Below are 26,341 nucleotides of genomic sequence, written 5' to 3'. Positions count from 1 at the left end.
GGCCCGATTCGCCCAGAATCGACTCGGCATCCTTGTTCTGTACCTGCGCCAGCAACTGGTCGATCACTTCATCGGGGAACAGCTTCGGCGCTTTCGGGTTCCTGCTCTTCTTGGTCACTGTTGTTTCGGTCATAGGACGTTATTTCCGTTATCGTCTCATGACCTCGACACACTAAAAATCTGACAGGCTCCCGGGCACTGGAAGATCGGGCACACGTGAACGGATGTGACGCTCAAGCCTGTCAAACTCAGGTTTTGACATCACAGTGATGCAGCCCTCGCTAATGCGTCTACTGCCTTCAGCATGCAAACGGAACTCTCCTCGCTTGACGCCATTGATAAAGGTCGTGTCACCTGTTCGTTCGTTCCAGAGCATGAACCACTTTGATCGATCGGTCGTGCCGACGTTGTGCTCTGAGAGCCAGTCATAGAACCATCCCATGCGTCCGCCTGAACGTCGATCGAGCAAATAGTATTTTCCAGGCGAAAGTGGGCCAATGTCCTTAACAGCCACCGCCCCCGGATTATCCCGCCCATACTCCTGCCCCGAGTACGCCGTCACGCCACCGAACCCCGAGCAATAAAGCGTCGACGTCGCCTGATTGTTCAACCTGAACGTGCATTGCACTGGCATCGCACCACCCCGCTCAAGCGGTGCGCCATGCGTCGGCAAACAGCAGATTGCCGTCGTGGTAGTTCCACGTGATCTCGCCGTACATTAGCTCGACGATTTCAAAATGATTCCGGTGCGCGTGCTGTTGTTCCTTGATGTTCATCAGCTTCGGCGAGATCGATGCGAGCTTCACGTCTTTCATCGACATCGTGAAGTAGTTCTCTTCAATCCCGGCCTCCGACGTCCGGTACCACCTGAGCACCGCGGTGCGCAGCGTCGCTCCGCGCACAAGGGCTTGATAGAGCAGTGGCGATGACCGGTCTATTTCCTTTTCGGTCGTCATCGGACGGTGCGAATGTCTGTTTAGCAGCTTGCCCGTGTGATGGTCGATCGGTGCGTCGAGTCCGTGCGTGACGCTCAGTACTTCAATGCTGCCTTCTCGTCCGAATACATCGCTGCCGCCGCGAATCGGTGTGTCGCCATCGTCAGTCAGCCAAAGGTGCAAGGGTGTGCCCATCGTCGGAACTCTCCTGTTAGATGCGGGTTGAAATCTTTGACAACCTTGGCGATTTTTAACAGGACAGTTAGCGACGCTTGTGAAAAAATGTTGCACGCCGTGATCGCATGTCGAGCATGTCGAGCATGTGATGCAGCGTCACAGCCAGTGGAGCGTTGAGCAGACGGTCGGCATCTATACATGCCGATGCGTGCCAACGCATAGGTCGCACGTGTTCTTTACAACGGTGTAAAAGAAGAAAAGCGAACGAGGGACGTTGCCGATCAGGCAAAAGAGAGAAGAGGTGACGATGCCCGCAAGACCACGGGCACCGGAAAGACAGACAGAAAGTTTAGAGCGGGTGGTTCAGATCGGCGGCAAGCTGCGTGGCGATGTTATTCGCACCTTCGGTCAGGTCGTCCTTGATGTCGGCCGCCGCGACATGCTCTTTTCCGAACAGGAACGACTTTCGATAGATCGCGTTGCCGGCGTCCAGCGGGTCCGACTCGTTCGGCTTCTTCCTGAACTGCAGCAGTTCGCTGGCCTTCGGATACATCACCGCGTTAGCGGAGATATACAGGCCTCCCGACTGCAACTGATAGCGAACATCGACAAACAGCACCGCGCTAGCAGAGGAATTGTCATAGACGATCCGCTTCTCCGTGCTCGAAGCAACACTATCCACTTCGAGTGGCGCATTGAACTTCACGTCCGGGACTTTGATCACCGCATCGTTGAATGCCTGCTTAGACACGACCCGGAAGTCATAGTCGTGCAGCTGATCGAACATCGGCGCGGCATCCTTGGCCGCGGAGGCGCGGCGAGCGGCGTCGATACCCGCGACAATCAACGCGCCGAGTAGCCCCGTTGCGCCCGCATTGGTTTGTGTCACCGTCACCAGCAACTCGGACTGAGGGATAAACACGGTGCCCGTCACCCCTTTGAGGTTCTGCTGTTCCAGCTTCGTCAGCGACATCGGTGGCGTTGTCGCACATCCCGCCAGCGCGGCACAGCAGAGAAGGAGTGAAAGTCTCTTCAAATTCATGGCTTGGTCTCGTTTATTGGAATGATTGGTAAGCGAAAAGCGGTGATCCATCGAGTGACGTGACAATTTGGCAGCATTCCTGATGGCCGGCAAATCACGCTCTCGTTAACGGCAAGATTGCGCATAGCTTGAGCGTTATGTGCGACCCGCTGTGAACGGAGAGGGCGGGACCGCTCCGGACGCGAATCTGCTTACATGGCGCTCAACCCGTCGATATCACGATCGCCACGCGGCGATTTTGCGCGCGCCCTTCGGCGGTGCGGTTATCCGCGACCGGATGTTTTTTGCCGGCGCCGATTGGCGTCAGACCATCGCGCGCCATGCCCGCGTCCACGAGCGCACTCGCCACCGCGTTCGCGCGTTGCTGCGACAACCAGTCGTTATGCGCATCGCTGCCGGTCGAATCGGTGTACCCGTAGACGCGCACAGTCGAAATGCCGACCTTGATCAGCGTCGACGCAACCCGCGTGATCACGTCATGCGCGGTAGCCTGTATTTCGAACTTGTCGGTCTCGAACAGAACCTTGTCACTGATGCCGAATTCCCAGCCCTCGTCGGTTTCATGGAAACCTGCTTCTTGCAGCGCGGCAATCTGCGCAGCGGTCAAACCATGCTTCGGCGGCGCGCCTTGACATGCGGTGAGCAGCATCGCCATCGCCAGCGCACTTGCGAACAAGGCCCGCATCAACCAGACAGTTATGTTCCCGCTTCTACCCCGTACTAGATCGATATTGCATTCCACTTCAAACCCCATTTGCGTGTGTTATTCATATTTGATTTTTTCATCTTGCCAGTCTCGACGCACGATCGCCGTCACGCTTGACCTGATACATCGCGGCATCCGCGCTACGCAACAGGCTCGCGACATCGTGCGCGTGTTGCGGAAACATCGCGATGCCGATGCTGATCGACGTTGTGATCTCGGTGCCGTCCGCCAATGTTATCGGCTCAAGCATCGTTTCGCTTAAGGCGTCGGCAATAGTGGCCGCCTCTTCTTCATCGCTCAGGCCCGGCAATAGCGCGACAAACTCGTCGCCGCCGAGGCGTGCGACCAGATCGCCTTTGCGCAACGATTGACGCAGTCGCGATGCGATCGCCACGAGCACCGCGTCGCCGGCGTCGTGGCCGAGCGTGTCATTGATTTCCTTGAAGCGGTCGCCGTCGATATACAACAGCCCGACTGATGTGCCCAATACGCGTGCATCGCGCAGGGTCTCGTCGAGTCGCGACTCGAAGTGCGCGCGGTTCGGCAAACCGGTCAGCCGATCGTGATTGGCCTGATGCGCGAGCGTCGCGTTCTGTTCGCTTAACGAATGCTGCCAGACTTCGAATTCGTCCAGCAGCGCATTGAAGTCGTCGCCCAGTTCCTGAAGCTCGGCGATCGGCGTCGCTTGCACACGTCGACTGAAAGCCCGGTCGCGGCGCACCGCGTGCGCGACCTCCGCGAGTGCCCGTAACGGCTCGACGATATCGCGATGCATTTGCCTCGCGATGATCGTCCCGATGCCCAGGATAACGATCAGACACGCAAGCACCGCGCCGATGCCGCCGGCCAGGAAGATCGCGAACTGATGTCCGCGTCCGCGCACGCGTATCATCGCGACCACCTTGCTGTTGTGCATCACCGGTACCACCGCGCCGCCCGGCAGCGGCAGATCGGCAAGCCGATGTACCCAGCGTGTCAATGGTCCATCGCCGGGGCGTTGCCAGATCGCGAACGTTGCGCCTTGCGTGTCGGTCACGCGCACTTCCGCGATGTCCTCGTTGCCCGCTATCTGGGCAATCGCATCTTCAGCCGCGGCTTCGTCGTTGAATACGACAGCCGCCTCGACCGTGTAGGCGATCGAGCGCGCGAGCAGCATCAGGTTGTCGTTCGTATAGGTTCGCAATACGGTCCACGCGACCAGCACCACGCCAACCGCCGCCAGTGAAACGGCCGCAAACGCGAGGCGCGCATAGGTGCGCTGCAATACGCGTTCGAGCGATGGGCGTCGCGCGACGCCGCTTCGCTTATGCACGTTGCGTCGGACAATGCGGGGCTTCATTGCGTGCTCCGTTTGCGCGCAAGCTCCAGCACTTTCGGGCTCACGCGCACACCACTGCGCGCCACACTATCGAGATTCATATCGAACGTAACGCGATGTTTATCCGCACGTACGCAAAACATCGCGCCGAGCGTACAGGTACTGTCGTTTTCAGTGATTGTCAGAATGGGATGCCCGGCGCGGCTCGCATCAACCTGCTTTCGTTCGGTATCGGACAGCTTGCCCATATATAGTGCGTCGCATCCGGTGCCAATAGCGGGATCGTCTGCCGCGATTTTCTGTGCGACGACCGCGGGCGCAGTCGAAGAAACCGGCGCTTGCGCGCCATCGAGCGAGAAACCGGTATTGCCGACGATGCACAAACGCACCTGCGACCGCGGCGCCGGCCAGTGCGTGAAGCTGACGATGCCGAGTACGACTTGGCGGACCGCGGCGTCCTGCTCGACAGGTCGCATATCCGGAACCGCATTTTGAGCATGGCTCTGGATTGCGAAGATAGACATAAGCAGGCTGCTTACCCAGACGCCGATCCGGCCATTCAGCTTCGCGCGTATGATCGTCGCTTCTTTCATTCTTTGTACACTAACTCACCGGCGCCTTGACGCTGCAGCCGCCCAGCGACAGAACGGTAGGTCGTGGCGCACGAGGTACCCTCTGAAGACCTGCAATTGGGGAGGTCAACGCAATAATGTTTCGGACCGGGCGGCTCGCGTGAACATGTACGCAACGCGACGCAAACAGGCAGTCGTTTGACCGGAACAGGCGACGCGGCAACGGCCGCCGCAATTTTGCCACGCATTGGCTCAGCACAACAACGAGCATGCTCAAAGGGCAATGAGTTCAACGTTACCGCGCGACAGTCGGCGCAATGCAGAATGCGAGTAGCAAAGCGCAACCGGATAGCGCAAACGTTTGAAGGCGCTATGGGGCCGACATCGAATCTGACGTACCGGGTTTTTAGGTGTTTTTGGTGAGAGTCGATGCCATCGCTTGACGTTTAGAGAAGGCTCTTTAGCGGAACATCGATATCCGCGACCGACTCCGGCGCAATCGCTTTGTCACTGTCGACCAGCATTCGCGCAAGCCTCATCTCTTTTACAAACGCACTTGCGGTGCCGTAACCGCTCGCGCCGACAAGCCGCGCATTGACGTCGAAGTGGAAATGAATTTCCGCGTCGCCATTCAGCGGACGAGTCACGGAACGGGTGCCCAATGCCGGCTCGCCGGCAACCTGCAATTGATGGTCGTACTGATCGGACCAGAACCACGGCAACGCACGGTAGGCTTCGCCGGCGCCGAGCATATTGCGCGCGACGACACGCGCCTGCGTTTCCGCGTTGTGCCAGGTTTCCTGACGGATCAGCTGGGTAGTGTAGCGGCTTGGAAACAGCGCGACGTCGCCGGCGGCGAAAACGCCGGTGGCCGAAGTCTCGAGCGATGCATCGACAACGATGCCGCGCTGCACGCGCAGGCCCGCATCGCGAGCCAATTCGTCTGCCGGATCGATGCCGATGCCGACAATCACGGTGTCCGCGGCTAGCACGTCGCCACTCGTCAAAGTGACGGCCAGTGTGCCGTCGTCGGCCTGACTGATCGATTCGGGCGTTGTGTTCAGGTGAATCCGCACACCGTGACTTTCGTGCAGCGCGTGAACGCGTGCTGCAATCGAAGCGGGTACGTTACGCCCCAGCAAGCGCGGCGCACCCTCCAGTACCGTTACATCGCAGCCGCGCGCACGCGCGGACGCGGCGACTTCAAGCCCGATAAAACCGCCGCCGATCAGCAGAACGCGCGCGTCGGGCACGAAACGCCGCTCGATCCGCGCGGCGTCATCGAGCGTGCGCAGCGCGACGACCCCTTCGAGTTGCGCGCCGGGGATGGTCAGTTGCCGCGGGTGGCCGCCGGTGGCCAGTAACAACGCTTCGTACGCAAGCGTGCGTCCGTCGCTGATCTGCACCGTGCGCGCATTCGGATCGAACGACTGCACTCGGCCGACGATATGCTCGATCCGATCTTCCTGCCACGCGTCGGCAGGCCGCAATTGACACTGCGCTGCGACGCGCTTGCCGGTCAGTAAGCCTTTCGAAAGCGGTGGGCGCTCATACGGCCAGTGCGCTTCCGCGCCGATCAACGCAATACCGCCACGCCAGCCGGCTTCACGCAGGGTTTGCGCGGCGCGGCCGCCGACATGGCCCGCGCCGACAATGGCCATCAAACGTTCGGATGTCATCGGTTCAAACCTCGATCAGGATACGTCCGCTTTCAACCTTCGCCGGATAGGTCTTCAGCTTCTCACAAACCGGCGCGCACAGCGGACGACCATCGCGGACATCGAAGCGGCCATTGTGCTTCGGACATTCGATCACGTGCCCCATCACCAGGCCATCGCTCAGATGCACGTGTTCATGCGTGCAGAGGCCGTCGCTCGCGTACACGTTGTCTTCGACGCGATAGATCGCGTAGGTGTGTCCATCGTGATCGAAGCGCATCACGTCTTCATCTGCGATCTCGTCGAACGCGGCTGTGTCGAGCCACTGCGTCATGCTTGTCTCCAGTTCTGTTTTGGTCAATCCGGTCAGGCGCGCGCCGCCGTATCGGGTATTGGCCGATCCACCGAATACGAAGGGTCACGCGTTTGCCGCACCAGTGCCGGAATGATCTCCGCGTACGCAGCAAGCGTGCTGCGATAAGGCGGCGGCATGTCGGCTTTCACGACTTCGTGCAATTGCGGCAATGCGTGGAACGGCACCATCGGGAACATATGATGTTCGACATGGTAGTTCATGTTCCAGTAGAGAAATCGGAACACCGGGTTCATATGGACGGTGCGGCAATTGCGGCGATGGTCGAGCACGTTCTCGGGCATGCCCGCGTGCTGCGTCAGACCGAAGTACAAATATAGCCAGCCTCCATACAGGCTCGGTAGCCCGATATACAGCAGCGGCAGCACCGACCGGAAATAAAGGCACGCGGCAATCACGGCCGAATAGATGCCCATCGTGATGCGGGCTTCCCGAATCACCTTCGGCCATTCGGACTCGGGAACGAAGGTCTTCTCGTCTTCACCGACACGCCCGAATGCGGCGGCAATCATCTTCGGCAATTCGTGCGCGACATGCTTGATCGCAAAGATGCTGAGCGTAAGGCCCAACCAGTCGGTGGGCTTTTGCGCGGCGATTTCCGGATCGCGTCCGACGATCAGCGTGTCCGTGTGGTGACGAGCGTGGCTGTAGCGCCAGACCGTGGCGCGCCGGAATATCTGGAACGACGCGATCTGATAGAGCACATCGTTCATCCAGCGTGTTCTGAATGCGGTGCCATGACCGCATTCATGCCAGCGCGAATCGGCGGGGCTGCAATACAGCGTGCCGTACAGCCAGAACGCGGGAATCGCCCACAGCGAATGCGCGTGCCACGCGAACCACGCGGCGATGCCGCTCGCGACGATTGCTGCGTACCAGAGCAGCGTGTCGCGAGTCGCCCGCGCGTCGCTGCGCCGCATCAATTGCTTCATCACCGCGCGTGGCACCGGCGATTTATACCAGGCGGCGTTGACGAGGCCTGCGGCGCGAGCGCGTTCGCCTGCGCCGCCGATCAGGCGGTATGCGTCGTGCCGCGCCGCGCGGGAGGGCGTCTGCGTAGTGGCCACCTGTGTCTCCTTGATTTTGTGTCGAATCGCACGCCGCGCAGCGCGAAGTGCGTGTGATCAACATAAATGACGGCCTGCGTTTGCTCAACTTTAAGATTGACGAAATTTCGTCATTCTTCTAGCGTAGGAAGGCACCGGCTTGACTGACGACGACAGAGAGGGAGACAGCGTGTCCATCGATACCCGGCCGCGATGGCGCAAGCGCACCGCGCGTTTCGTTGAAATTGCCGAACTGGCCGGCGTGAGCACCGCGACGGTCGATCGTGTCCTCAATGAACGGGGCAGCGTGTCGGCGAAAACGCGCGAGCGTGTCGTCGCCGCGGCGCGCAAGCTCGCGCTGCCGCGTCTGTTGCCCGACACGCAACACGGTTTGATTCATATCGATGTATTGCTGCCCGATAGCGATGCGCCGTTTTTCCGACGTCTGAGCGGCGCGGTGCAACGTTCGATGCAGATGCTTGACAGGCGTGTCGTCGTGCATCGCACGCTGATGTCCGCGGCGGATGAAGCGCGGCTGCCGGATACGCTCGCGCGGTCCGGTCACCGGCGCGCGGCGCTGATCGTCACCACACATGACACGCCGCGGGTGCGCGACGCACTCGCGGCGGCCATCGCGCGTGGCGAGGCAGTCGTTACGATGGTTACGGATATTGGCGGCATCGATCGGCTGCATTACGCCGGCATCGACAATCTGCGAGCGGGCCGCACGGCCGGCTACTTTATCGGACGACTTGCGCGCCGGCCGGGCAGGGTGCTGCTGCTGCCGGCCAGGCTCGACTACCGCGCGCACCTCGACCGTATCGAGGGCTGCCGCGCGCAGCTGTCGGAGGGCTTCGCGCACCTGACGTGCGAGATCGATGCGAACCAGACACTCGACGACGACGATCGCAGCTTCCGTGCGGTCAGTGCTGCGTTAAAGCGCGGCAGTCTGGCCGGTATCTACAACACCGGATATGGCTCGGCGGGTATCGATGCCGCGCTGCGCAAGTACGATGCAGCGGGCAAAGTGATATGGGTCGGCCACGAGATGCTCGATCAGCATCGTGCGTATATCGACGCGGGCGTGATGGACATCGTGATCGACCAGGACCCGGACGGACAGGTGATCTCGGCGCTGCAGCACGTGCTGCATGCGTGTGGCGTGGTCGATGAAGCACCGCGCGCCGCGCCCGTCGAGTTTCGGGTGTTCTGTTCGGCGAATGTCAGAGGGACCGGGTATCTGGGCGCCGGGCCTCTGGGCGAATAGGAGACCGCGCATTCGTACGACAATCGCGGCGCGCGCGGTACTGGTTGCCTCCGCAATTCCGATAACGATTTACCTTGAGGAGAATCGCCCCGATGCTTGCGTCAACGCGGCAGTCTAGTGATGATCGAAAAGCGCGAGCTGGCCGCTCTTGTACATGGTCCGCACCTTGGTGCGCAGCGACGCTTTGGGTGTCTTCTGGCACTCCGCGACCAGTGCGGCGATCGGTGTCGCGGTATCGACGGTCATCGTGTCCGTTTCGGCAATGCCCATCTTGTCGACGCCGGCCAGGTAGTAGACGACCGCGGGCCGATAGGCTTCATCCACTGCAATGAAGTCCTCGCATTTCATCTTCATCGGATTGGTTCGATGGGGAGTCTGCGCGAATGCAGGCATCGCGATGACTGCACCCAGTAAGCAAGCGACAAACACTTTGCGGCTCATCATGAACTCCCGGACGGTGGACGGTGACAGGTGACGGCGCTCAATAACGCCAATTGAATTTGCAACGGGCAGTATTGGCTGTATGACGGATAAAACAATTGGACTTTGGTCTCATATCGCGCCAGCCTTACGCAAAACGCACGAGCTCATCAGGCCGCGGCTTCAAGCAAAACCTCTGCCAGAGCGTTGCCTGATCGCCGCTCGAAATGCGCGCTAGCGCACAGAGCGTTCCGGCGGCGGACCCTATTCTCAGCACGATTCGCCGGCACCGCGTTCGACTTGAGGCATAACGCGAAGTAAAACGTTTCACTCGCCATCACGGTGATCGCCATGCGTCGCAGCCAAGCCATCCGGTATGCGTTGATTCTGTCGTGCGTGTGCGTATTTGCGGTCGATGCATGCGCGGCCGACGTGATCGGCTTTATCAAAACGGTCAAAGGCACCGCGCACATCGAACGCGGCGGACAAAATCTGAATGTGACTGTCGGCAGCGAAGTGTATAGCGGCGATCGTATTGTCACGGGCCCCGACTCTTTCGTCGGCATCACGCTGCATGACAACACGCTGCTTTCCGAGGGCGCCGGCTCGACACTCGAGCTCAACAACTTCTCGTTCAATACAACCACCTATGAAGGCGCACTCGATGCGACCATCAAGCGGGGGTCGCTTGCGGTAGTCGACGGCAAAATCGCAAAGGCCAATCCGAATTCGGTGCGATACAGCACACCGACTACCACGCTCGGCGTGCGCGGCACCGAATTCATTATCGAGGTCGGCGGCGATGGGGAGAAGTCACGATGACGGCCGCGTTCCGGCGGTTTCGTCTCGTACCAGGTGCGGTATTCGCCGTACTGCTCGCATTGTCGGCGTGTAGCACGCCACGCGACAAAATCACGTTGCTGCCGAATCCTGACGGCACCGTCGGCTCGGTCGTCGTGAAGAGCGCGACGCAGACGCAAGTGCTCGACAAGGCCTATTCCAGCGCCGATGTCGCGCAGGGCGGCGCGATCGAGCAAAGTACGGACAGTCCAGCCGCAGTGCAGGCACACTATGGTCCGTTGCTTGCCGCGCAACCGCCGCGTCCCGTCACATACACGATCAATTTCCTGTTCGACTCCGCGACCGAACTGGCGCCCGAATCAGCGGCCACCGTCGCAAAGTTGAAAACGACGCTGGCAAACTGGCCGGCGCCTCATCTGACAGTCGTTGGCCATACCGACATGGCCGGCTCGATGGACTTCAACGACAAACTGTCGATGCGGCGCGCGCAGACCGTAGCGGCGTTTCTGGTCAAGTCGGGCATTCCCGCGAAGCAGATCGAAACAGCGGCCCGCGGCAAGCGCGAGCCGCTTGTACGCACGCCCGACGGCGTGCCCAACCAGGCGAACCGGCGCGTCGTGATCACCATTCAATGAATCGCGCCGCCCGCTACCGCGCGCCGGATCGGCATTGATCCGCGCTGGCAGACATGAAACGCTATCGCGACTCGTTGATCCGCTTTCTGAAACGATTGCCCAGCGCGTATCACGGCCGTCTGATGGCCGTCACGATTCTGCTCGGTCTCAGTCTGCTCAACCTGCTAAGCGAATGGCCACACGAACTGCCGCGCCCGGATTTTCTTGACACCGTTGACCGGCTGCTTCCGGACTCTTTCGGAACGCCGAGACAACTACTGTTCGATCATTTCCAGCGCTGGTTTCCGCGCACGCCGACCGCTCAGCCCGTGACGATCGTCGCGATCGACGACCGCACGTTGGCCGCGGTCGGGCAATGGCCGTGGCCACGCAATCGGCTCGCGGTGCTGATCGATGCGATCGCCGCACATAAGCCAGCCGCGATTGGCCTCGACATCTATATGCCGGAGGCGGATCAAACTTCGCCGGACAGGGTGGCCGACAACCTGCCCGCGACAGCCGCATCGCTCGCGGCAGGCCTGCGCGCGCTGCCGAGTCACGAGGCGATTCTTGCGCGATCGTTGCGCGCGACACGGTCGGTACTCGGCGCGGTCGCGTTCGATCATGCGACGGCGAATACCCGCACCGATCTGCTTAGTGCGCCGATTCTCGTGCATGGCGCTGACGGCGCCAATCCGCTGGACAGCGTGCTGCGCTACCACTACGTGCTGGCGAGCCTGCCGGAATTGCAGGCCGCCGCGCATGGGCAGGCAATGCTAAACGTCGCACTCGATCAGGGAACCGTGCGGCGCATTCCGCTAATCCTCGGGTTGGGCAACCATCTGGTGCCGGGCATGGCGATTGAAATGCTGCGCGTCGCGACGCATTCGCCGATGGTTGAAGTGTTTGCGAGCCCCGCCGGCGTGCTCTCGGTCGGTGTCGCGGATGTGCAGGTGCCCACGCAGCCAAATGGCGAAATGTGGCTGCACTTTGCGTCGATCCGCTCAACGCAGAACCGCTATGTGTCAGCGCGCGACGTGCTCGACGGACAGGTCGATGCGGAGCGCTTTCGCAACAAGCTGGTGCTGGTCGGCCTTACCGGTACCGGCCTGAGCGACGTTCGCGCGACGCCGCTGGGCGAACAGGTGCCGGGTATCGAAATCCAGGCTCAGGTCATCGAGACGATCTTTGAAGAACACTTCCTGCAACGACCCGCGTGGTTGAAGTGGGGCGAAACCGTCTTCATCATCACGTTCGGGCTGCTGGTGATCTGGTATCTGCCGCGCACCGACTCGCGCTTCGCGACCTTTATCCGAAGCTTCCGCAGGGGGTCCGCGGTGCTCGGCATTACGCTGAACCTGTTGTCGCTGCTCAGTTGTGTGTTGCTGTTCAAGTACGGTGGACTGCTGGTCGACGCCGCGTCCATTTTCATTATCGGATCCGCGGTGATGGGCTCGTTCTTTTCAACGGCGCTGCTCGACGACGATGCGAAAAAGCAGCGCGATGCGGCGCGCGCGCATACGGATGACGGCGGGAAGGGATCAGGAAAATCGATTGACGGCGCGCTGGCGCGCTGGAAGCGAATACATCGAAGCTCGAAGTAAGCGGTTCGACTCGCTGTGCAGCGGCTATTTTTCCAGGGAGCGAAGCAACCTCGTGAGATTTTGCGGCTCAACGTGAATGATCCCGCCGCGTGGACTGTCGATATCCGATATCAGCGCAAGCGACAGTGACACCGTGATCGGCAAGATTGTAATGAGCAGGCCGGTTCGCAGATTGCCTCTTGCGCCATAACCCTGGACCACGCAGCCAAACACGGCGATCACGATCATCAGGATCCAGGCGCCGATCGGAATGCGATTGATGCGTGCGGCTTCCGCATAGTCTTCGGAATTGAGCACGTCGTTCATGCCGGTGACGATGACCGCGGTGATCGGCGTCGGGTTGTTTTTGGCCGTTTGTGTGGCGAACTGCCATAGCTCGGACTGGATCGCCTCCGTTTGATGCGCAATGCGCGCCAGCTCCTGTGGATCGCGCGTCAGATAGTCCGCACGTCTTAGTTGAGCGTAACGGACTAAAGCGGCTTTCATCGGTTCGCTGATTCCGGGGTCTGACAGCAACGCTCGCACGTACTCGGTCCCGATCGCGTTCGCTTCGTTTTCCTCGAGATTCTTGCGCTGATCGTACCGGTTGACCGCCATCGAAAGACTGAACCCGATGATCAGCGCGAGCAGGGTAAGGGTGGCCGTCTGCACTATGGTGAAGTCGTCGCGCTCATCGTCCGGGAGCGGAGCGATGCGTCTTAGAACAAACGCACCGAATGCGACGGACGCGACGAAGAGCGCGAGCAGAACGACAAAGAGAACCGCCGGGTGGGCGACGAATGCCGGCATACTGTGCCTCCGTTGACAGGCCGCCGGTATAACCGGGGCTTGTCTTGCCTGAAGCGCAAAGCTTATGGAGCACGCGGCGGGTTTGATATTGGACTTTGGTCCAATACGTACCAGGCATGCAGGGTGCGAAGGCACCGTGGATTCGACATATCATTCCCGCCTGTCCACTCAAATGCGAGGCATGCAGCGTGATGAACCCATCGGAACAGATTGACCAGTTGATCGCCGGCATCACGGACTGGCGCGGTAAAACTTTCGCCCGCATTCGCGAGAGCATTCTCGCGGCGGACCCGAACATTATCGAAGAATGGAAGTGGATGGGTAGCCCGGTGTGGTCACGCGACGGCATGATCGCGGTCGCCAATGCTCATAACGGAAAGGTGAAGCTGACCTTTGCTCACGGCGCGAATCTTCCGGATCCCGAACATCTCTTCAATGCGGGCCTCGAAGGCAATGCGAGGCGAGCGATCGATTATTTCGAAGGCGACGCGATCAACGTGCGTGCACTGAAGAACCTGGTTCGCGCGGCGATCGAATACAACCAGACGAAGCTAAAGAAGAACGCATCTGCCGCTAGCCGATCGAAGCCGCATAAGAGCAAGACCGCATGACGCTATTTCGGCTTCCTGGTAATTGTCCTGGTCAATTGACCTTGGAATTCTGTTTTCTGCGAATTACAGTTGTACGATTCATTGCCGACCAGAATCGGCACCCCGTATCTTGCCCGATTGCCTGCTTCCTGTTTCAGGGGCATGTTGTGTGTCTGACTCTCACCATCTTTAGGGGACGTCAATGGCTGCCACGCAATCAGGGGCAACGCCCCTTTCCGAAGCCGAAGCGAAAATACAGCTACGCCGCGCCGTAATTGCCAGCACGATCGGCACGACCATCGAATGGTACGACTTCTTTCTCTATAGCATCGTTACCGGTCTCGTCTTCGCAAAACTCTTTTTTCCGCAATCAGATCCGCTGGTCGGCACACTTCAGGCATTTTCGATCTATGCAGTCGGTTTTCTGGCGAGGCCGGTTGGCGCAGCTATTTTTGGTCACTATGGCGATCGCATCGGCCGCAAGGCGACCTTGATCGTCACGTTGCTGCTGATGGGGCTGGCCACGTTCGCGGTGGCTTTTGTGCCAACCTATGCGTCGATCGGCATCTGGGGCGCCGTTATCCTGACCGTGCTGCGCTTCGTGCAGGGCGTGGGCGTCGGCGGCGAATGGGGCGGTTCGGTACTGATGTCGATGGAATGGGCGCGTACGGACTCGCATCGCGGCTTTGTCGCATCGTGGCCGCAATTCGGCGTGCCGGCGGGACTGTTTATCGCCAATCTGGTCGTGCTTGCGACCAGCGAAATCTCCGGGGCGAATTTCCTCACGTGGGGCTGGCGAATTCCGTTTGTCATCAGCATTATTCTCGTCGCCATCGGCCTCTATATTCGCTTGCACATTCTCGAGACGCCGATCTTCGCGAAGCTGCTGGCCGAGCAAAAGATCGAAAAGACGCCGACGCTCGAGGTGATTCGTCGCCAGCCGAAGGACATTCTGCTTTCCGCCTTTGCACGCATGGCTGAACAGGCGCCGTTCTATATCTATACAGCCTTTGTTTTCACCTATGCGGTCTCGACGCTTGGCGCATCGCGCGATCTGCTGCTGGGGGCGGTGCTGGTCGCTTCACTGGTCGAGTTCGTCACGATACCGTTTTTCGGACACATGTCCGATGTGATCGGGCGACGCAAGATGTACATCATCGGCTCGGTGTGCGTCGGCATATTCGGCTTTATTTACTTCGCGATGCTCGATACGCGCAATCCGATGTGGATTTTTATCGCAGTCGTGCTTTCGCTGGTGCCGCACGCGATGATGTATGGTCCACAAGCTGCGTTCATCGCCGAATCGTTCACCGGGCGGTTGCGCTACAGCGGCGCGTCGCTCGGCTATCAGCTGGCGTCGATCATCGCGGGTGGCCCGGCGCCGCTGATCGCGACCGCGCTCTTTGCGTACTACCATTCGGGCTACGCGATCGCGTTTTATGTGTTCCTGTGCGCGGTGATCAGTGTGGTTGCGGCGTCGATGCTGGGCGACTATACGAATAAGGACATCTCGCGCGAATACGATGAAGCGCATCATGCGCTTGGAGACCACGGGCACGCGCCGCCGGCCAGATAATCGCACATGGGTATCGGCGCCGCACGGATCGCGAACCACCGGCGGTCTCGCACTGATATGGCTTGCTTACTGATACGCGATGTGCGGAATAACGAAGGCGTGCGGTTCGACATGCTCGTCGAAGACGGTCGAATCGCCCGCGCGGCGGCCGTCATCGATGCCGATGACGGTTGGCTGGTCGAGGACGGCGCGGGCGCGCTCGCGCTGCCAGGCTTCGTTGAGGGCCACACGCATCTGGACAAGACCCACTGGGGCATGCGCTGGTATCGCAACGCGGTCGCGCCCAGCTTGCCCGATCGAATCGAAAACGAACGACGCTGGCGCGCGACCAGCGGCCACGACGCCGGCGCGCAATCGCTCGCGTTGGCGCGAGCGTTCCTCGCGGCCGGGACGACGCGTTTGCGCACGCATGTCGATATCGACACCGATGCCGGCCTGCGGCATCTGCACGGCGTCCTCGCGACGCGCGACACACTGCGCGAGCGGATGGAGATGCAGATAGTCGCGTTTCCGCAATCGGGCGTGCTCAAGCGCCCGGGCACCGATACGCTGCTTGCCGATGCGTTGCGCGCCGGCGCCGACCTGTTAGGCGGAATCGACCCATGCGCAATCGACGGTGACGCGGTTCAGGCGCTCGACCTGCTTTTCGGGCTGGCCGAACGGCACGGCGTTGGCCTCGATATTCACCTGCACGAACGCTCGACCATGGGCGCGTATTCGCTCGACCTGATTCTTCAGCGGACCGCGGCATTGGGCATGCAAGGGAAGGTCGCGATCAGCCACGCGTTCTGTCTTGGCGATATCGACGTCGGTGCGCGCGATGCGCTGCTTGCACGGATGAGCGAGCTTCGTGTTGCGGTCGTGACGACCGCACCGGCATCGGTTGCGGTGCCATCTGTTGCGGCGTGCCGCGCCGCGGGTGTCACCGTGATCGGCGGTAACGATGGGATTCGCGATACCTGGACGCCGTACGGTTCGCCCGACATGCTCGAGCGCGCGATGCTGATCGGCATGCGCAATGACTTCCGGCGTGACGACGATCTCGAGATCGCGCTCGATTGTGTGACGCACAGTGCCGCGCGCGGCTGCGGCTTTGCGAATTACGGATTGCTTCGCGGCAATCGCGCGGATCTCGTGCTAGTCGATGCGCAAACACCCGCGCACGCTGTCGTTGCGCGGCCGGTGCGCAAACTGGTTGTATCGGCGGGGCGCATCGTGGCGCGCAATGGGGCGCTGGTTTAAGTAAGCCTCGTCAATTGACAGTCATGTCAATTTAAGCGTGACTACTCCAAGCAGAATGACGAGTGCCGAAACAGGGCGGCTATAGCCGTGGCGTTCCTTTAAAACGAGGATCGAAATCGCGGTGCCGAACAGAATGGCCGATTCACGCAGCGCGGCGACCATCGCGATTGGCGCCTGTGTCATCGCCCACAAAACAAGCGTATAGGACGCGAGCGTGCAGACGCCGCCGCCGAGCATCAGGTACCCGCGGTTGCGCAGATGCGTTATCGCCCCGGCCTTGCGGCGCATCATCGCCCAGATCAGGACAGGCGGCGCGGCAAGCACGAACATCCACATCGTGTACGACGCGGCGTGCCCGGATAGGCGCGCGCCCGTTCCGTCGACAAGCGTATACGTTGCGATGATGAGCGCGTTCAGCAACGCGATGCGAGTGGTACGGCGCGTATTGTGACCGGCGCGATTCACCAGCAACAGACCGAGAATACCGCCGCAAATCAGCAGAACACCGATCCATTCGCCGGCGCCAAGCCGCTCGCCGATCAGTGGGCCGCTCACCAACGCGATAAGCAACGGTGGTGCCCCTCGCATTAGCGGGTACGCATGGCTCATGTCGCCACTGCGATAGGCCGCGCCGATCAGCAGAAAGTAGGCGACGTGGATCGCCGCGGACACCGCGATATAAGGCCAGCTGTGCGAGTCCGGCAGCGGCACGAACGGGACAATGGCCGCGCACAGGAGGCCCGCGCTGCCGGTGACGAACACGATATCGAGGAAGGTGTCCGGACTCGATTTCACCAACGCATTCCAGCTTGCATGAAGCAACGCTGCGAAAAGAACGATCAGCATCACGCTGGTGGACATAAAACGGGCTCCTTTGTTTTTTAGCAGAATATCTATCTTGAACTTGACTGACAAACCAGATAAATTGGTTATTCGGGTTAGATAAACTATTGCGAAAAACACACAATGAAGCGCGCACTGCCTCCTCTTAATGCATTGCGAGCCTTTGAGGCCGCCGGCCGGCTCGGCAGCTTCAAGGAAGCGGCTGCGGAATTGCACGTGACGCACGGCGCAGTTAGCCAGCACGTACGCGCGCTCGAAGAATGGCTGGCCGCGCCCCTGTTTGAAAGGCGTAACCGGCGCGTGGTGCTCACTGCGGCAGCGCGCGCCTATCTCGACGAGATCGGTCCGTTGTTCGAGCAACTCGCGCAAGCCACGTCGAGATACGGCGTTTGCGCGCCGATGTCGCGCACGTTGTCCGTCAACTCGATTGCGACTTTCACGTTGCGATGGCTAGTGCCGCGACTGGCGAAATTCCATCGCGAGCATCCAGGCGTGGACGTCAATGTGGAGACGTCGAATGAGCCGGTGGAGAGCTTGAAGGAGACCTACGACGTGATCATTCGCGGCGGTCCGGATACGTTCTATGGCTATGCGATGCGGCCGTTCCTGTCCGAGGAGCGCCTGCCGGTGTGCAGCCCCGCGCTGCTCAAGCGGTTGCCGGTTCGAAAGCCGGACGATCTTCGCCGCCACACACTGCTGCATACGTCGAGTCTGCCTCGCCTATGGCCTGACTGGCTGGCGAACGCGCATATCCCGTCGCTGAACCCGGCCGCGGCGCTGACCTTCGATCATTTCTATCTGACGTTGCAGGCTGCGATCGATGGAATCGGCATCGCGATGGGACCGACTGCGCTCGTTACCGACGATGTCGCCGCGGGGCGGCTCGTGATGCCTTTCGACGGTCCACGCCTGCCATCGCGCAGTTATTGCACGTATGTTCCTCTGGAAAGGTCCACCGATGATCTGGTGAACCTGTTCTGCGCGTGGCTTGAACGGGAAGGGGCGCGGTCGGCCGTCGAAAGCAGCCGGTAGTGATCAATAGCGTCAGGGCCGCTGCAGCGGAAACCCGCCCGCGAAGGTCTCCCTGAGATACGCGACAAACGCCGCGACGGCGCGCGGCACATGGGGCGCATATGGACGCACCACATACAGCTGTTCGGCGAACGCGCCGAGCGGTCGCCAGTCTGGCAGCACGACTTCGAGCTTGCCCGCGTGAATCGCGCTTTGCGCGGTGAAGTCGGGTACGAGTGCGATGCCGAGGTCGTCGAGTGCCGCGTCGCGCAGCGCTTCGCTGTTGTTGGCCGAAAACGCGCCGTTGACCGGCACGCTGACCGGCGCGACATGCGCTTTTCGCGCGGCTTTGTGCTCGAAGGTCCAGACGCCCGAGCCGCTCGCACGCGGGTAGAACAGGCAATCGTGCGCGGTGAGATCCGCCGGTTGCGCGGGCCGGCCGCGGCGTTTCAGATACGCTCGCGTCGCGACCGTCACCGAATGGGTTTCGCACAGCTTCCACGCGACATGGGTCTCCGGCGCTTGTGCGCTGTGGCGTATCGCGAGATCGAAGCCTTCGGTCGCGATCGAACTGAGCCGGTCCGATACTTCCAGTTGCACCTTCACTTCCGGATTGGCGCGCAGGAAATGCGACATCTGCGGGACCAGTTGCTGGCGCACGAACGCAACCGGCGCGGTCACACGCACCAGTCCACGCGCCACGCCGGCCAGTTCGCGAACCGTCGAAAAAACCGACGCAATCTCGTCATAGCGCGGCCGCGTGCTTTCCACGAGCCGCTGCCCGGCCTCGGTGAACCGCACACTGCGGGTTGTGCGCTGCACGAGCGGCACGCCGGCCGCGCGCTCCAGTTCGGCGATACGCTGGCTCATTGCCGCCTTGCTGACGCCGAGGCGCGCGGCCGCGGCGGTGTACGAACCCTGTTCCGCCAGTACCGTTAGCCAGTGCAGGTGCATCCAGAGTCCTTCGATCTTTTGCGTGTCCATTGGCGGATTGTTCACCATAGAAAACAATAATTTCAATGTTACCGCCTTTGCTTGGCCGCCGATGATTCATACACTGGTGTCACAGCGACTTACTGTAAAAAAGGAACGGATATGCAAGCCTATAAAGACACCGCGGACGTCACGCATTACATCCACGGCGAACCGGTGCGCGGCACGGGGCAGCGCACGCAACCGATTTTCAACCCGGCAACGGGTGAACGGCCGCGCCAGCTGGTGCTAGGCGAGGCAGCGGACGTCGACGCAGCCGTGGCGAGCGCGAAGGCGGCATTCCCGAAATGGGGCAACACGCCGCCGATTCGCCGCGCGCGCGTGATGCTGCGCTTTCTCGAACTGATGAACAAACATCGCGACGAACTGGCCGCGATCATCACCGCGGAACACGGCAAGGTGTTCTCGGATGCGCAAGGCGAAGTGGCGCGCGGCATCGATGTGGTCGAATTCGCGTGCGGCGTTCCGCAGCTTCTGAAGGGCGATTACACGGAACAGGTGTCGACCGATATCGATAACTGGACGGTGCGCCAGCCGCTGGGCGTGGTGGCCGGCATTACGCCGTTCAATTTCCCGTGCATGGTGCCGTGCTGGATGTTCCCGGTCGCGATTGCGACGGGCAATACGTTCATTCTGAAGCCAAGCGAGCGCGATCCGTCGGCGGCGCTGTTTATGGCGAAGCTGTTGAAAGAAGCGGGTCTGCCCGATGGCGTGTTCAACGTCGTGCAGGGTGACAAGGTGGTGGTCGATGCATTGCTGGCGCATCCGGATGTGAAGGCAGTCAGCTTCGTCGGTTCGACGCCGATTGCGAACTACATCTATGAAACCGGTGCGAAGCACGGCAAGCGCGTGCAGGCGCTCGGCGGCGCGAAGAATCATCTGGTCGTGATGCCCGATGCGGATCTCGACAAGACGGTCGATGCGTTGATCGGTGCGGGTTACGGCTCGGCCGGCGAACGCTGCATGGCGGTCTCGGTTGCGGTGCTGGTCGGCGATGTGGCCGACAGGATCATTCCGCGTCTCGCACAGCGCGCGAAGGAACTGATCATCAAGAACGGTATGGAGCCCGATGCGGAGATGGGCCCGATCGTCACGCGTCAGGCGCTCGAGCGCATTGAAGGCTATATCGATCTGGGTGTGAAGGAAGGCGCGCAACTGGTGGTGGACGGCCGCGGTCTCAAGGTGAAGGGTCATGAAGACGGCTTCTTTACCGGCGGCACGCTGTTCGATCACGTGACGCCCGACATGCGCATTTACAAGGAAGAAATTTTCGGACCGGTGCTGTCGTGCGTGCGTGTGAAGGACTTCACCGAAGCGGTCGATCTGATCAACGCACATGAATTCGGCAATGGCGTCGCGTGCTTTACGCGTGACGGACATGTCGCACGTGAATTCGCACGCCGCATCGAAGTCGGCATGGTCGGCATCAACGTACCGATTCCGGTGCCGATGGCGTGGCACGGCTTCGGCGGCTGGAAACGCAGCCTGTTCGGCGATATGCACGCGTATGGCGAAGAGGGCGTGCGCTTCTATACGAAGCAGAAGTCGATCATGCAGCGTTGGCCGGAAAGCATCGAAAAGGGCGCGGAGTTCGCGATGCCGACGGCGAAGTAACGACCGGTTGTATTGTTGAAGTAATGGACGCCGCGTGCAATGCACGCGGCGTTTTTTTATGTGCGTCCGTGTGTGCGTCGGTCCGCGCTTCGGCCTGTATTACCTTGGAGACGGCACGCAATGCTTCAATCCGGATTCTGACAACGACCGCATGGTCGAATGAGGAGTCCCGGTTATGCAGGTTCAAACCGCAGCAAGCAGGCCATTTTCAGCTACCGATACTGATAGCGCCGACGCGACGCCGGATGCGCCGGCGCGGCAGTCCGGTACACGCCTGGTGCGCAATGTGCCGGCCTCAACGCAAAGCAGTGCGGATACCACTGCGTCGCAGAGAACAAAGCGCGGACCCGCGCTGACGAAAGACGCAGGACGATCGCCGTTTCGCGAGTTTCGCGGCGGAGAGCAATTGAGATCTACCGCATGGTCTTACTACCCGTTCGATCAGGCGGACTATTCGGATCGAACCGGGCCGAACGGTATCTGTCAGGGCTGGGTTCGTTCGGCGCTGAGCCGGCTGGACAATCCTGAAACCGTGGACCTGACCGATGCAGTGAGGCGTATGCGCGCCGATATCAACCATCGCGGAAGCTTTGTTTCGGGCGACACGATCACACGTGCGCGGAATCTGCAACGGTCTGCCGATGGGCTCCAGCTTCATCACTACGCGCCTGCGAGGTCGGCGCAAATGAACGGAACACGCGGATCGCGGATCAACCGGTTCTTCGAGCTCGCGCGCCAGAACCTCAGCGTCGGCGATGTTGCGCATTTCGCGTTGGGCCTGAATCCGAGGGGAAAAAACACCGGTACGAAGGGACACGTAATGCTGTTGCAGCGGTTGCCTCAAAGCCGGTACGCGCTGTTCGATCCGAACAACGGTGCGCTGACCTATTCGAGCCGACGCGATATGGAGGCGGGGCTGCGCAGATATATGGACGAAGCCTTCGCGGATACCGGCATGCAGCTCACGCCTGACGCGGTGCAGTTCTATGCCCATTCCGAACAAGCGAATGACGTTCACTCCCCTCAGGGGCCGCATGATGCTCCGAACTTGCCGCCAACGCGCCCCGAAGCGCCGCTCACCGCGTCCGCGCAACCCGAATCGCCGACGCGCGATGCACTCGGGCTACGTGCCGATCAGGCCAACAGTGTGTCCATCGATACGCTGTCCGGTGCGGCTGGCGAGCCGAACGCCATGTCCGGTCTGAACCGCGGTCTCGCAACGGTCGCGCTGCGCGGTGTCGCGCAAGGGCCTGCATCCAATCTGACCGATGCAACGGAGGCGATCAGACAAAGACTTGCGGATCCGGCGCAAAGGCCGATGACGCTCAGCGAAATCGGCGATATGCAGCAGCAGAATGGTGCAGGAGTGGTCGAGCCGTTACCCGGGTATGCGAGACGGCGCGGCTCGGACGGCATTTTGTCGGCCGCGAATCTGATTGCCGACCTGCGGCAGCACTTCGACAGCTTGCACGTGACTGGCGATACGAGCGTCGGATATGCAACCGACCTGGCCGTGATCAACCTGTCGATGCGTGAACGGTCCGCGCAAGACCGTGGTGCCCCGCAAACGCGCGCGGATGGCGTGCCGATTGTCGTGCAGCGCCTGCGCGAACTGGATGATTTTCGTGGCGACCGCTACGAGCTCTATGAGCCGGGCTCGGGCGTGTACCGATACGACAACTTCGAGGAAATGGCCAACGCGCTGCGAGGCGTTTTCGATGTTGGCTTTCGTGCGCTCGGCGGCGTCGATCATGCGGACACCACTTATTATGCGAACCTGTCGATGCCGATGGGGGCGGCCGGAGGCGCCGCGGCGCCTGCGGCGCGTCCATCGATCGGGAACCTCGATCTTGGGCAGATCGAGCAGAGGCTTGGCATCATCGGCGCGCACCCCGGTCTGACGCCGCGTCCGGGCCTTGCGCCGCCACCGGTCAGGATCGAGCCCCGGCACGACTTGCGCGATCTGAAACGCTGGGCGATGTCGCCGATGGTACTCAAGCCAGACGGCCTGTTCCGGCCGTCGACCGTGTCGCCGGCGCAGCTCAAGGCACAGGGCGGATTCGATAGCGAGCGTACCCCGGTGAGCGATATCAATCTCAGCGTCCACAATATGGATGTCGCTTCGAATCCGCACCTGATCGACAGCGCGGGTTATCTCGGGACGTTTCGCGAAGAGAAGACCGCGCTGAGCCGGCTGCCCGAGCAGTCCGCAGACGGCTATATTTACTTCGTTGCGCCGACACCGAATATGGTGGACGTGATGGGTAGTCTGGGCTATCAGGCCCATGCGCCGTGGAACGGCGAGGTCGCCGCGATGGGGTGGATCGACTATCCGCAGATTCGCGGCTGGCGTGTCGTGAAGAATGGCGTGGCCGGCGAATACGTGTCCAATCCCGACTATCGATGGGACGTCTATGATCAGACCCGCATCGCAGGCGCGCAACCGCAATTGGCACGCTTACCGGTCAACGATGGCATATGGCGGGAGGACGGTTACCGCGCATACGTATCGGACAACAAAAAGAGCGGTGGAAGCGTCAAATTTAACGAAGACCCGAATCTCACCCACGCGCTCTTTTACGATGCAGCGTGGGAAAAGGTGCGCGAGCTGAACAACCGGCAAGCCGCGGGTCTCGATTACCGCGGCGCGTTGCGGCTTCACGCGTATGGCAGCTCGGACACGTCGAATACGCAGATTTACATCGATCCGCGTGGGAAAGTGCAGGTCAATACGATGTACTCGTCGTATTCGACCGCGAACGGTACCCGGCATGACCTGATGTTCGGTGACGATGGACGTTTTCATCTGATCGGCGACGAAAAAAAGGTGCTGCGTGTCGGTTCGGATGGCTATGTTTATCTAGGTGCGGTCCCCGATGATCCTGCTTCGTTGAATGGCGTATTCGAGTACAACGGGAAAAACCTGGTCCACCAGGAAGACCAGAAATATCTGACGACCGGACTGTCGGTCTTCACGCCGTTTATCGACGATCAACTACATGGCGAGCGCAGCGAATGGCATCTGCGTTCGCCTGACGGCAAGGACGTCAATACGCCTGTGGTGAACCAGCACACGTTTCGCAATATGACAGCCGGCAGCGCGCAACACCTGCATGCGTTCTATCAGGACCCCGACGTCGCGTTGCCGCGCGACGCAGCTCGCTTCGTCACCCAGGTGCCAGGTAACGCATACCGTGGCAATTTTCTCGGCTACGTGAATCAGATTACCGCGGAGGACGCGCGCGACACCGCAAACTGGTTGCGCAAACAGAATGCCGCGTGGCTGTTCAACGATGGCTTCTACGCGGTCGCGAATGGACCGGACGCGATGGAAGTGCGCAGGCTTGACGGTATACCTGTATGGCGGGCCGAAGGGGTCAGTGTCGAGCCGGCCAATGTGAGCGAAGTGAAGTTCGTGCCGCTGCTGCCGTTGTCGTCGAATTATCGGATCCGCAACGAAACCGCCGAGCGCGTCGACGCGCGCGAAGCGCGGCGCAATCGTGTGCTTGCGGTGCTGAATCAATTGTCTCCAGGTGCATCGGACTCGCAGTGAATCCGCACTCAAAGGAGTTTTTACGTACGAGGCGGTTGACCACTTGCCGACAGAAAGCGATCATCGGCTATCACCGCTTCGCTAAGGACATGACATGAGCACGCGTGCCAAAAATCAATCTCTTCTTAAGATGCTAAGCATCTCGAAACCGATCATTCAGGCGCCCATGGCCGGCGTCAGTACGCCCGCACTCGCAGCAGCGGTATCGAATGCAGGTGGCCTCGGCTCGCTGGGTGTGGGTGCGATGAACGCGGAGGCCGCGCGCAAGACGATCAGAGACACGCGCGCACTGACCAGCCAACCGTTCAACATCAACGTGTTTACGCACGCGCCCGCGGCAGCCGATGCAGCGGTCGAGAAAGCGTGGCTGGAATGGCTTGCGCCGGTATTCGCGAAGTATGGTGCAAACGCGCCTGACAAGCTGAGCGAAATCTATACGAGCTTTATTGAAGACGACGCGATGCTCGACGTGTTTGTCGAAGAAAAGCCGGCGGTGGTCAGCTTTCACTTCGGCCTGCCGTCGCCGAAGATTATCGGTGCGCTGAAGGACGCGGGCATCACACTGTTCGCATCGGCGACCAACCTGAACGAAGCGGCTGCGGCGGTCGACGCGGGGGCTGATGCGCTGGTCGCGCAAGGCATTGAAGCGGGCGGTCATCGCGGCATGTTCGATCCCGAGGGATTCGACGAAGGAATCGGCACGTTCGCGTTGACGCGTCTGCTAGTCGAGCAATTCGAGCTTCCGGTGATTGCGGCCGGCGGGATCATGGACGGCGCCGGCATTGCAGCCGCGCTCGCGCTAGGCGCGCAGGCCGCGCAACTGGGCACCGCGTTTGTGGCATGCCCGGAGACATCGATCGATGCTGGATATCGCGCGGCGCTTCTCAGCGATCAGGCGCGGCACACCATTCTGACGTCCGCCATTTCAGGCAGACCGGCGCGCGCGATGATGAACCGGTTCACTGAACTGGGCCGCGAAGCGAATCTGCCCGCGACGCCTCAGTATCCGATTGCTTACGACGCCGGCAAGGCGTTGCACGCGGCGGCGAAAGCGAAGGGCGAATTCGGATATGGCGCACAGTGGGCGGGGCAGGCTGCGGCGCTGGCGCGCTCGCTGCCCGCCGCTGAACTGGTCGCGGTGCTCGATGCGGAGCTTCGCGACGCTGTGCGGGGGCTGCAGCAATACGGTGGTGAACAGGCTAGCTAAAGCGCGGCGGGCGACATGCCGCGTACCCATGCGCAGCGGCCTGATACGCTGCCTGATCCGATAGCAACCTGCCCGAACGCGCCGCACGCGCGGCGTCATCGGGCACGTTGCACGACCTTCACGCAGACTGCGATTTTTTCAGTCGACGGAATTCGTCGACCGGTAAGCCGCCCCAGCCCCAGTTTTCCTTCTCGACTTCCTGAATCACCACAAACGTGGCTTCCAGTGGTTTGTTCAGCACGTTCAGCAGCACGTCGCTGACGCCCTTGATCAACTGCGCCTTCTCTTCCGGTGTCACCGCGTCCCGACCGGGCGCGGATCCTTCGCGGGTTACCTGAATGGTCACGATTGGCATTGAAAACTCCGTCGTATGAGGCACTACATGGACAC

At 60.8% G+C, this 26,341-nt stretch carries 25 protein-coding genes and 1 pseudogene; 11 read left to right on the top strand and 15 right to left on the bottom strand.

Annotated elements, in window-relative coordinates:
- The 10 genes and pseudogenes from BX592_RS34655 to BX592_RS29080 form a co-directional block, all read right to left on the bottom strand.
- Positions 1-133: pseudogene (locus BX592_RS34655) on the bottom strand (IS256 family transposase); the annotation flags it as partial.
- A 39-nt stretch (positions 134-172) separates the two neighbouring features.
- The gene (locus BX592_RS29120; protein ID WP_341804908.1) at positions 173-610 is read right to left on the bottom strand and encodes a DUF2778 domain-containing protein; all 438 of its coding nucleotides are present in this window, start codon (positions 608-610) and stop codon (positions 173-175) included.
- Between the two features lie 37 nt (positions 611-647).
- Positions 648-1,130: a type VI secretion system tube protein TssD gene (gene tssD, locus BX592_RS29115; protein WP_134196747.1), complete on the bottom strand. Its 483-nt coding sequence runs from the start codon at positions 1,128-1,130 to the stop codon at positions 648-650.
- Positions 1,131-1,461: 331 nt separating this feature from the next.
- On the bottom strand, positions 1,462-2,247 hold the full coding sequence (locus BX592_RS29110) for a hypothetical protein (RefSeq protein ID WP_134196746.1): 786 nt from the start codon (positions 2,245-2,247) through the stop codon (positions 1,462-1,464).
- Positions 2,248-2,356: 109 nt separating this feature from the next.
- A complete protein-coding gene (gene yfiB, locus BX592_RS29105; RefSeq protein ID WP_481859748.1) occupies positions 2,357-2,839 on the bottom strand; it encodes an outer membrane lipoprotein YfiB in 483 nt (160 codons plus the stop codon).
- Between the two features lie 97 nt (positions 2,840-2,936).
- Complete coding sequence (gene dgcN, locus BX592_RS29100; protein ID WP_134196744.1) at positions 2,937-4,199, bottom strand: diguanylate cyclase DgcN/YfiN; 1,263 nt, start codon at positions 4,197-4,199, stop codon at positions 2,937-2,939.
- Positions 4,196-4,702, bottom strand: coding sequence for a regulatory sequestration protein YfiR (gene yfiR, locus BX592_RS29095; RefSeq protein WP_166676498.1), 507 nt, complete (start codon positions 4,700-4,702; stop codon positions 4,196-4,198). Before yfiR ends, dgcN begins: the two co-directional genes overlap by 4 nt.
- Before the next feature lie 494 nt (positions 4,703-5,196).
- On the bottom strand, positions 5,197-6,429 hold the full coding sequence (locus tag BX592_RS29090) for an NAD(P)/FAD-dependent oxidoreductase (protein ID WP_134196742.1): 1,233 nt from the start codon (positions 6,427-6,429) through the stop codon (positions 5,197-5,199).
- A 4-nt stretch (positions 6,430-6,433) separates the two neighbouring features.
- Positions 6,434-6,742, bottom strand: coding sequence for a non-heme iron oxygenase ferredoxin subunit (locus BX592_RS29085; RefSeq protein WP_134196741.1), 309 nt, complete (start codon positions 6,740-6,742; stop codon positions 6,434-6,436).
- Between the two features lie 32 nt (positions 6,743-6,774).
- Entirely contained in the window at positions 6,775-7,848 is a 1,074-nt protein-coding gene (locus BX592_RS29080; protein ID WP_243849777.1) for a fatty acid desaturase family protein, read from the bottom strand.
- A gap of 169 nt (positions 7,849-8,017) precedes the next feature.
- Between BX592_RS29080 and BX592_RS29075 the strand changes: the two genes are divergently transcribed.
- On the top strand, positions 8,018-9,094 hold the full coding sequence (locus tag BX592_RS29075) for a LacI family DNA-binding transcriptional regulator (RefSeq protein ID WP_134196739.1): 1,077 nt from the start codon (positions 8,018-8,020) through the stop codon (positions 9,092-9,094).
- A gap of 114 nt (positions 9,095-9,208) precedes the next feature.
- On the opposite strand, the gene BX592_RS29070 is transcribed toward BX592_RS29075, so the two are convergent.
- On the bottom strand, positions 9,209-9,535 hold the full coding sequence (locus BX592_RS29070) for an HdeA/HdeB family chaperone (protein ID WP_134196738.1): 327 nt from the start codon (positions 9,533-9,535) through the stop codon (positions 9,209-9,211).
- 330 nt (positions 9,536-9,865) lie between these two features.
- Between BX592_RS29070 and BX592_RS29065 the strand changes: the two genes are divergently transcribed.
- From BX592_RS29065 to BX592_RS29055, 3 genes are read left to right on the top strand one after another with little or no spacing between them, the layout of a single operon-like run.
- On the top strand, positions 9,866-10,336 hold the full coding sequence (locus BX592_RS29065; RefSeq protein WP_134196737.1) for a FecR family protein: 471 nt from the start codon (positions 9,866-9,868) through the stop codon (positions 10,334-10,336).
- Entirely contained in the window at positions 10,333-10,950 is a 618-nt protein-coding gene (locus BX592_RS29060; protein ID WP_134196736.1) for an OmpA family protein, read from the top strand. Before BX592_RS29065 ends, BX592_RS29060 begins: the two co-directional genes overlap by 4 nt.
- 53 nt (positions 10,951-11,003) lie before the next feature.
- Positions 11,004-12,533 carry a CHASE2 domain-containing protein gene (locus BX592_RS29055; RefSeq protein ID WP_134196735.1) on the top strand — a complete coding sequence of 510 codons (1,530 nt, stop codon included), beginning with the start codon at positions 11,004-11,006 and terminating at the stop codon, positions 12,531-12,533.
- 24 nt (positions 12,534-12,557) lie between these two features.
- Here BX592_RS29055 and BX592_RS29050 read toward each other — a convergent pair whose 3' ends face one another.
- Positions 12,558-13,322, bottom strand: a complete 765-nt coding sequence (locus tag BX592_RS29050) for a bestrophin-like domain (protein WP_134196734.1) — start codon at positions 13,320-13,322, stop codon at positions 12,558-12,560.
- A gap of 191 nt (positions 13,323-13,513) precedes the next feature.
- Between BX592_RS29050 and BX592_RS29045 the strand changes: the two genes are divergently transcribed.
- The 3 genes from BX592_RS29045 to BX592_RS29035 all read left to right on the top strand — a co-directional run bounded on the left by BX592_RS29045 (position 13,514) and on the right by BX592_RS29035 (position 16,730).
- A complete protein-coding gene (locus tag BX592_RS29045) occupies positions 13,514-13,933 on the top strand; it encodes a DUF1801 domain-containing protein (RefSeq protein WP_134196733.1) in 420 nt (139 codons plus the stop codon).
- Between the two features lie 181 nt (positions 13,934-14,114).
- Entirely contained in the window at positions 14,115-15,488 is a 1,374-nt protein-coding gene (locus tag BX592_RS29040) for an MFS transporter (RefSeq protein ID WP_134196732.1), read from the top strand.
- Between the two features lie 57 nt (positions 15,489-15,545).
- Positions 15,546-16,730: an amidohydrolase family protein gene (locus BX592_RS29035; RefSeq protein WP_134196731.1), complete on the top strand. Its 1,185-nt coding sequence runs from the start codon at positions 15,546-15,548 to the stop codon at positions 16,728-16,730.
- A gap of 21 nt (positions 16,731-16,751) precedes the next feature.
- Here BX592_RS29035 and BX592_RS29030 read toward each other — a convergent pair whose 3' ends face one another.
- Positions 16,752-17,591 (bottom strand): DMT family transporter, encoded by an 840-nt coding sequence (locus BX592_RS29030; protein ID WP_134196730.1) that lies wholly within the window; start codon positions 17,589-17,591, stop codon positions 16,752-16,754.
- 105 nt (positions 17,592-17,696) lie between these two features.
- On the opposite strand from BX592_RS29030, the gene gcvA reads away from it, so the two are divergent.
- Positions 17,697-18,605 (top strand): transcriptional regulator GcvA, encoded by a 909-nt coding sequence (gene gcvA / locus BX592_RS29025; protein WP_134196729.1) that lies wholly within the window; start codon positions 17,697-17,699, stop codon positions 18,603-18,605.
- A 12-nt stretch (positions 18,606-18,617) separates the two neighbouring features.
- Here gcvA and BX592_RS29020 read toward each other — a convergent pair whose 3' ends face one another.
- The gene (locus tag BX592_RS29020; protein ID WP_134196728.1) at positions 18,618-19,568 is read right to left on the bottom strand and encodes a LysR family transcriptional regulator; all 951 of its coding nucleotides are present in this window, start codon (positions 19,566-19,568) and stop codon (positions 18,618-18,620) included.
- 111 nt (positions 19,569-19,679) lie between these two features.
- Between BX592_RS29020 and BX592_RS29015 the strand changes: the two genes are divergently transcribed.
- From BX592_RS29015 to BX592_RS29005, 3 genes are all read left to right on the top strand, one after another.
- On the top strand, positions 19,680-21,191 hold the full coding sequence (locus tag BX592_RS29015) for a CoA-acylating methylmalonate-semialdehyde dehydrogenase (RefSeq protein WP_134196727.1): 1,512 nt from the start codon (positions 19,680-19,682) through the stop codon (positions 21,189-21,191).
- A 406-nt stretch (positions 21,192-21,597) separates the two neighbouring features.
- Positions 21,598-24,744: an enterotoxin A family protein gene (locus BX592_RS29010; protein WP_166676497.1), complete on the top strand. Its 3,147-nt coding sequence runs from the start codon at positions 21,598-21,600 to the stop codon at positions 24,742-24,744.
- Between the two features lie 94 nt (positions 24,745-24,838).
- A complete protein-coding gene (locus BX592_RS29005; protein ID WP_134196725.1) occupies positions 24,839-25,951 on the top strand; it encodes an NAD(P)H-dependent flavin oxidoreductase in 1,113 nt (370 codons plus the stop codon).
- Positions 25,952-26,069: 118 nt separating this feature from the next.
- On the opposite strand, the gene BX592_RS29000 is transcribed toward BX592_RS29005, so the two are convergent.
- Entirely contained in the window at positions 26,070-26,306 is a 237-nt protein-coding gene (locus BX592_RS29000) for a tautomerase family protein (protein WP_134196724.1), read from the bottom strand.
- Between the last annotated feature and the right edge of the window lie 35 nt (positions 26,307-26,341).

The organism is Paraburkholderia rhizosphaerae (assembly GCF_004366595.1).
GTDB lineage: Bacteria > Pseudomonadota > Gammaproteobacteria > Burkholderiales > Burkholderiaceae > Paraburkholderia > Paraburkholderia rhizosphaerae.
The sequence above is the reverse complement of the archived record's forward strand: the minus strand, read 5'-3'. Positions and strand labels throughout refer to the sequence as shown.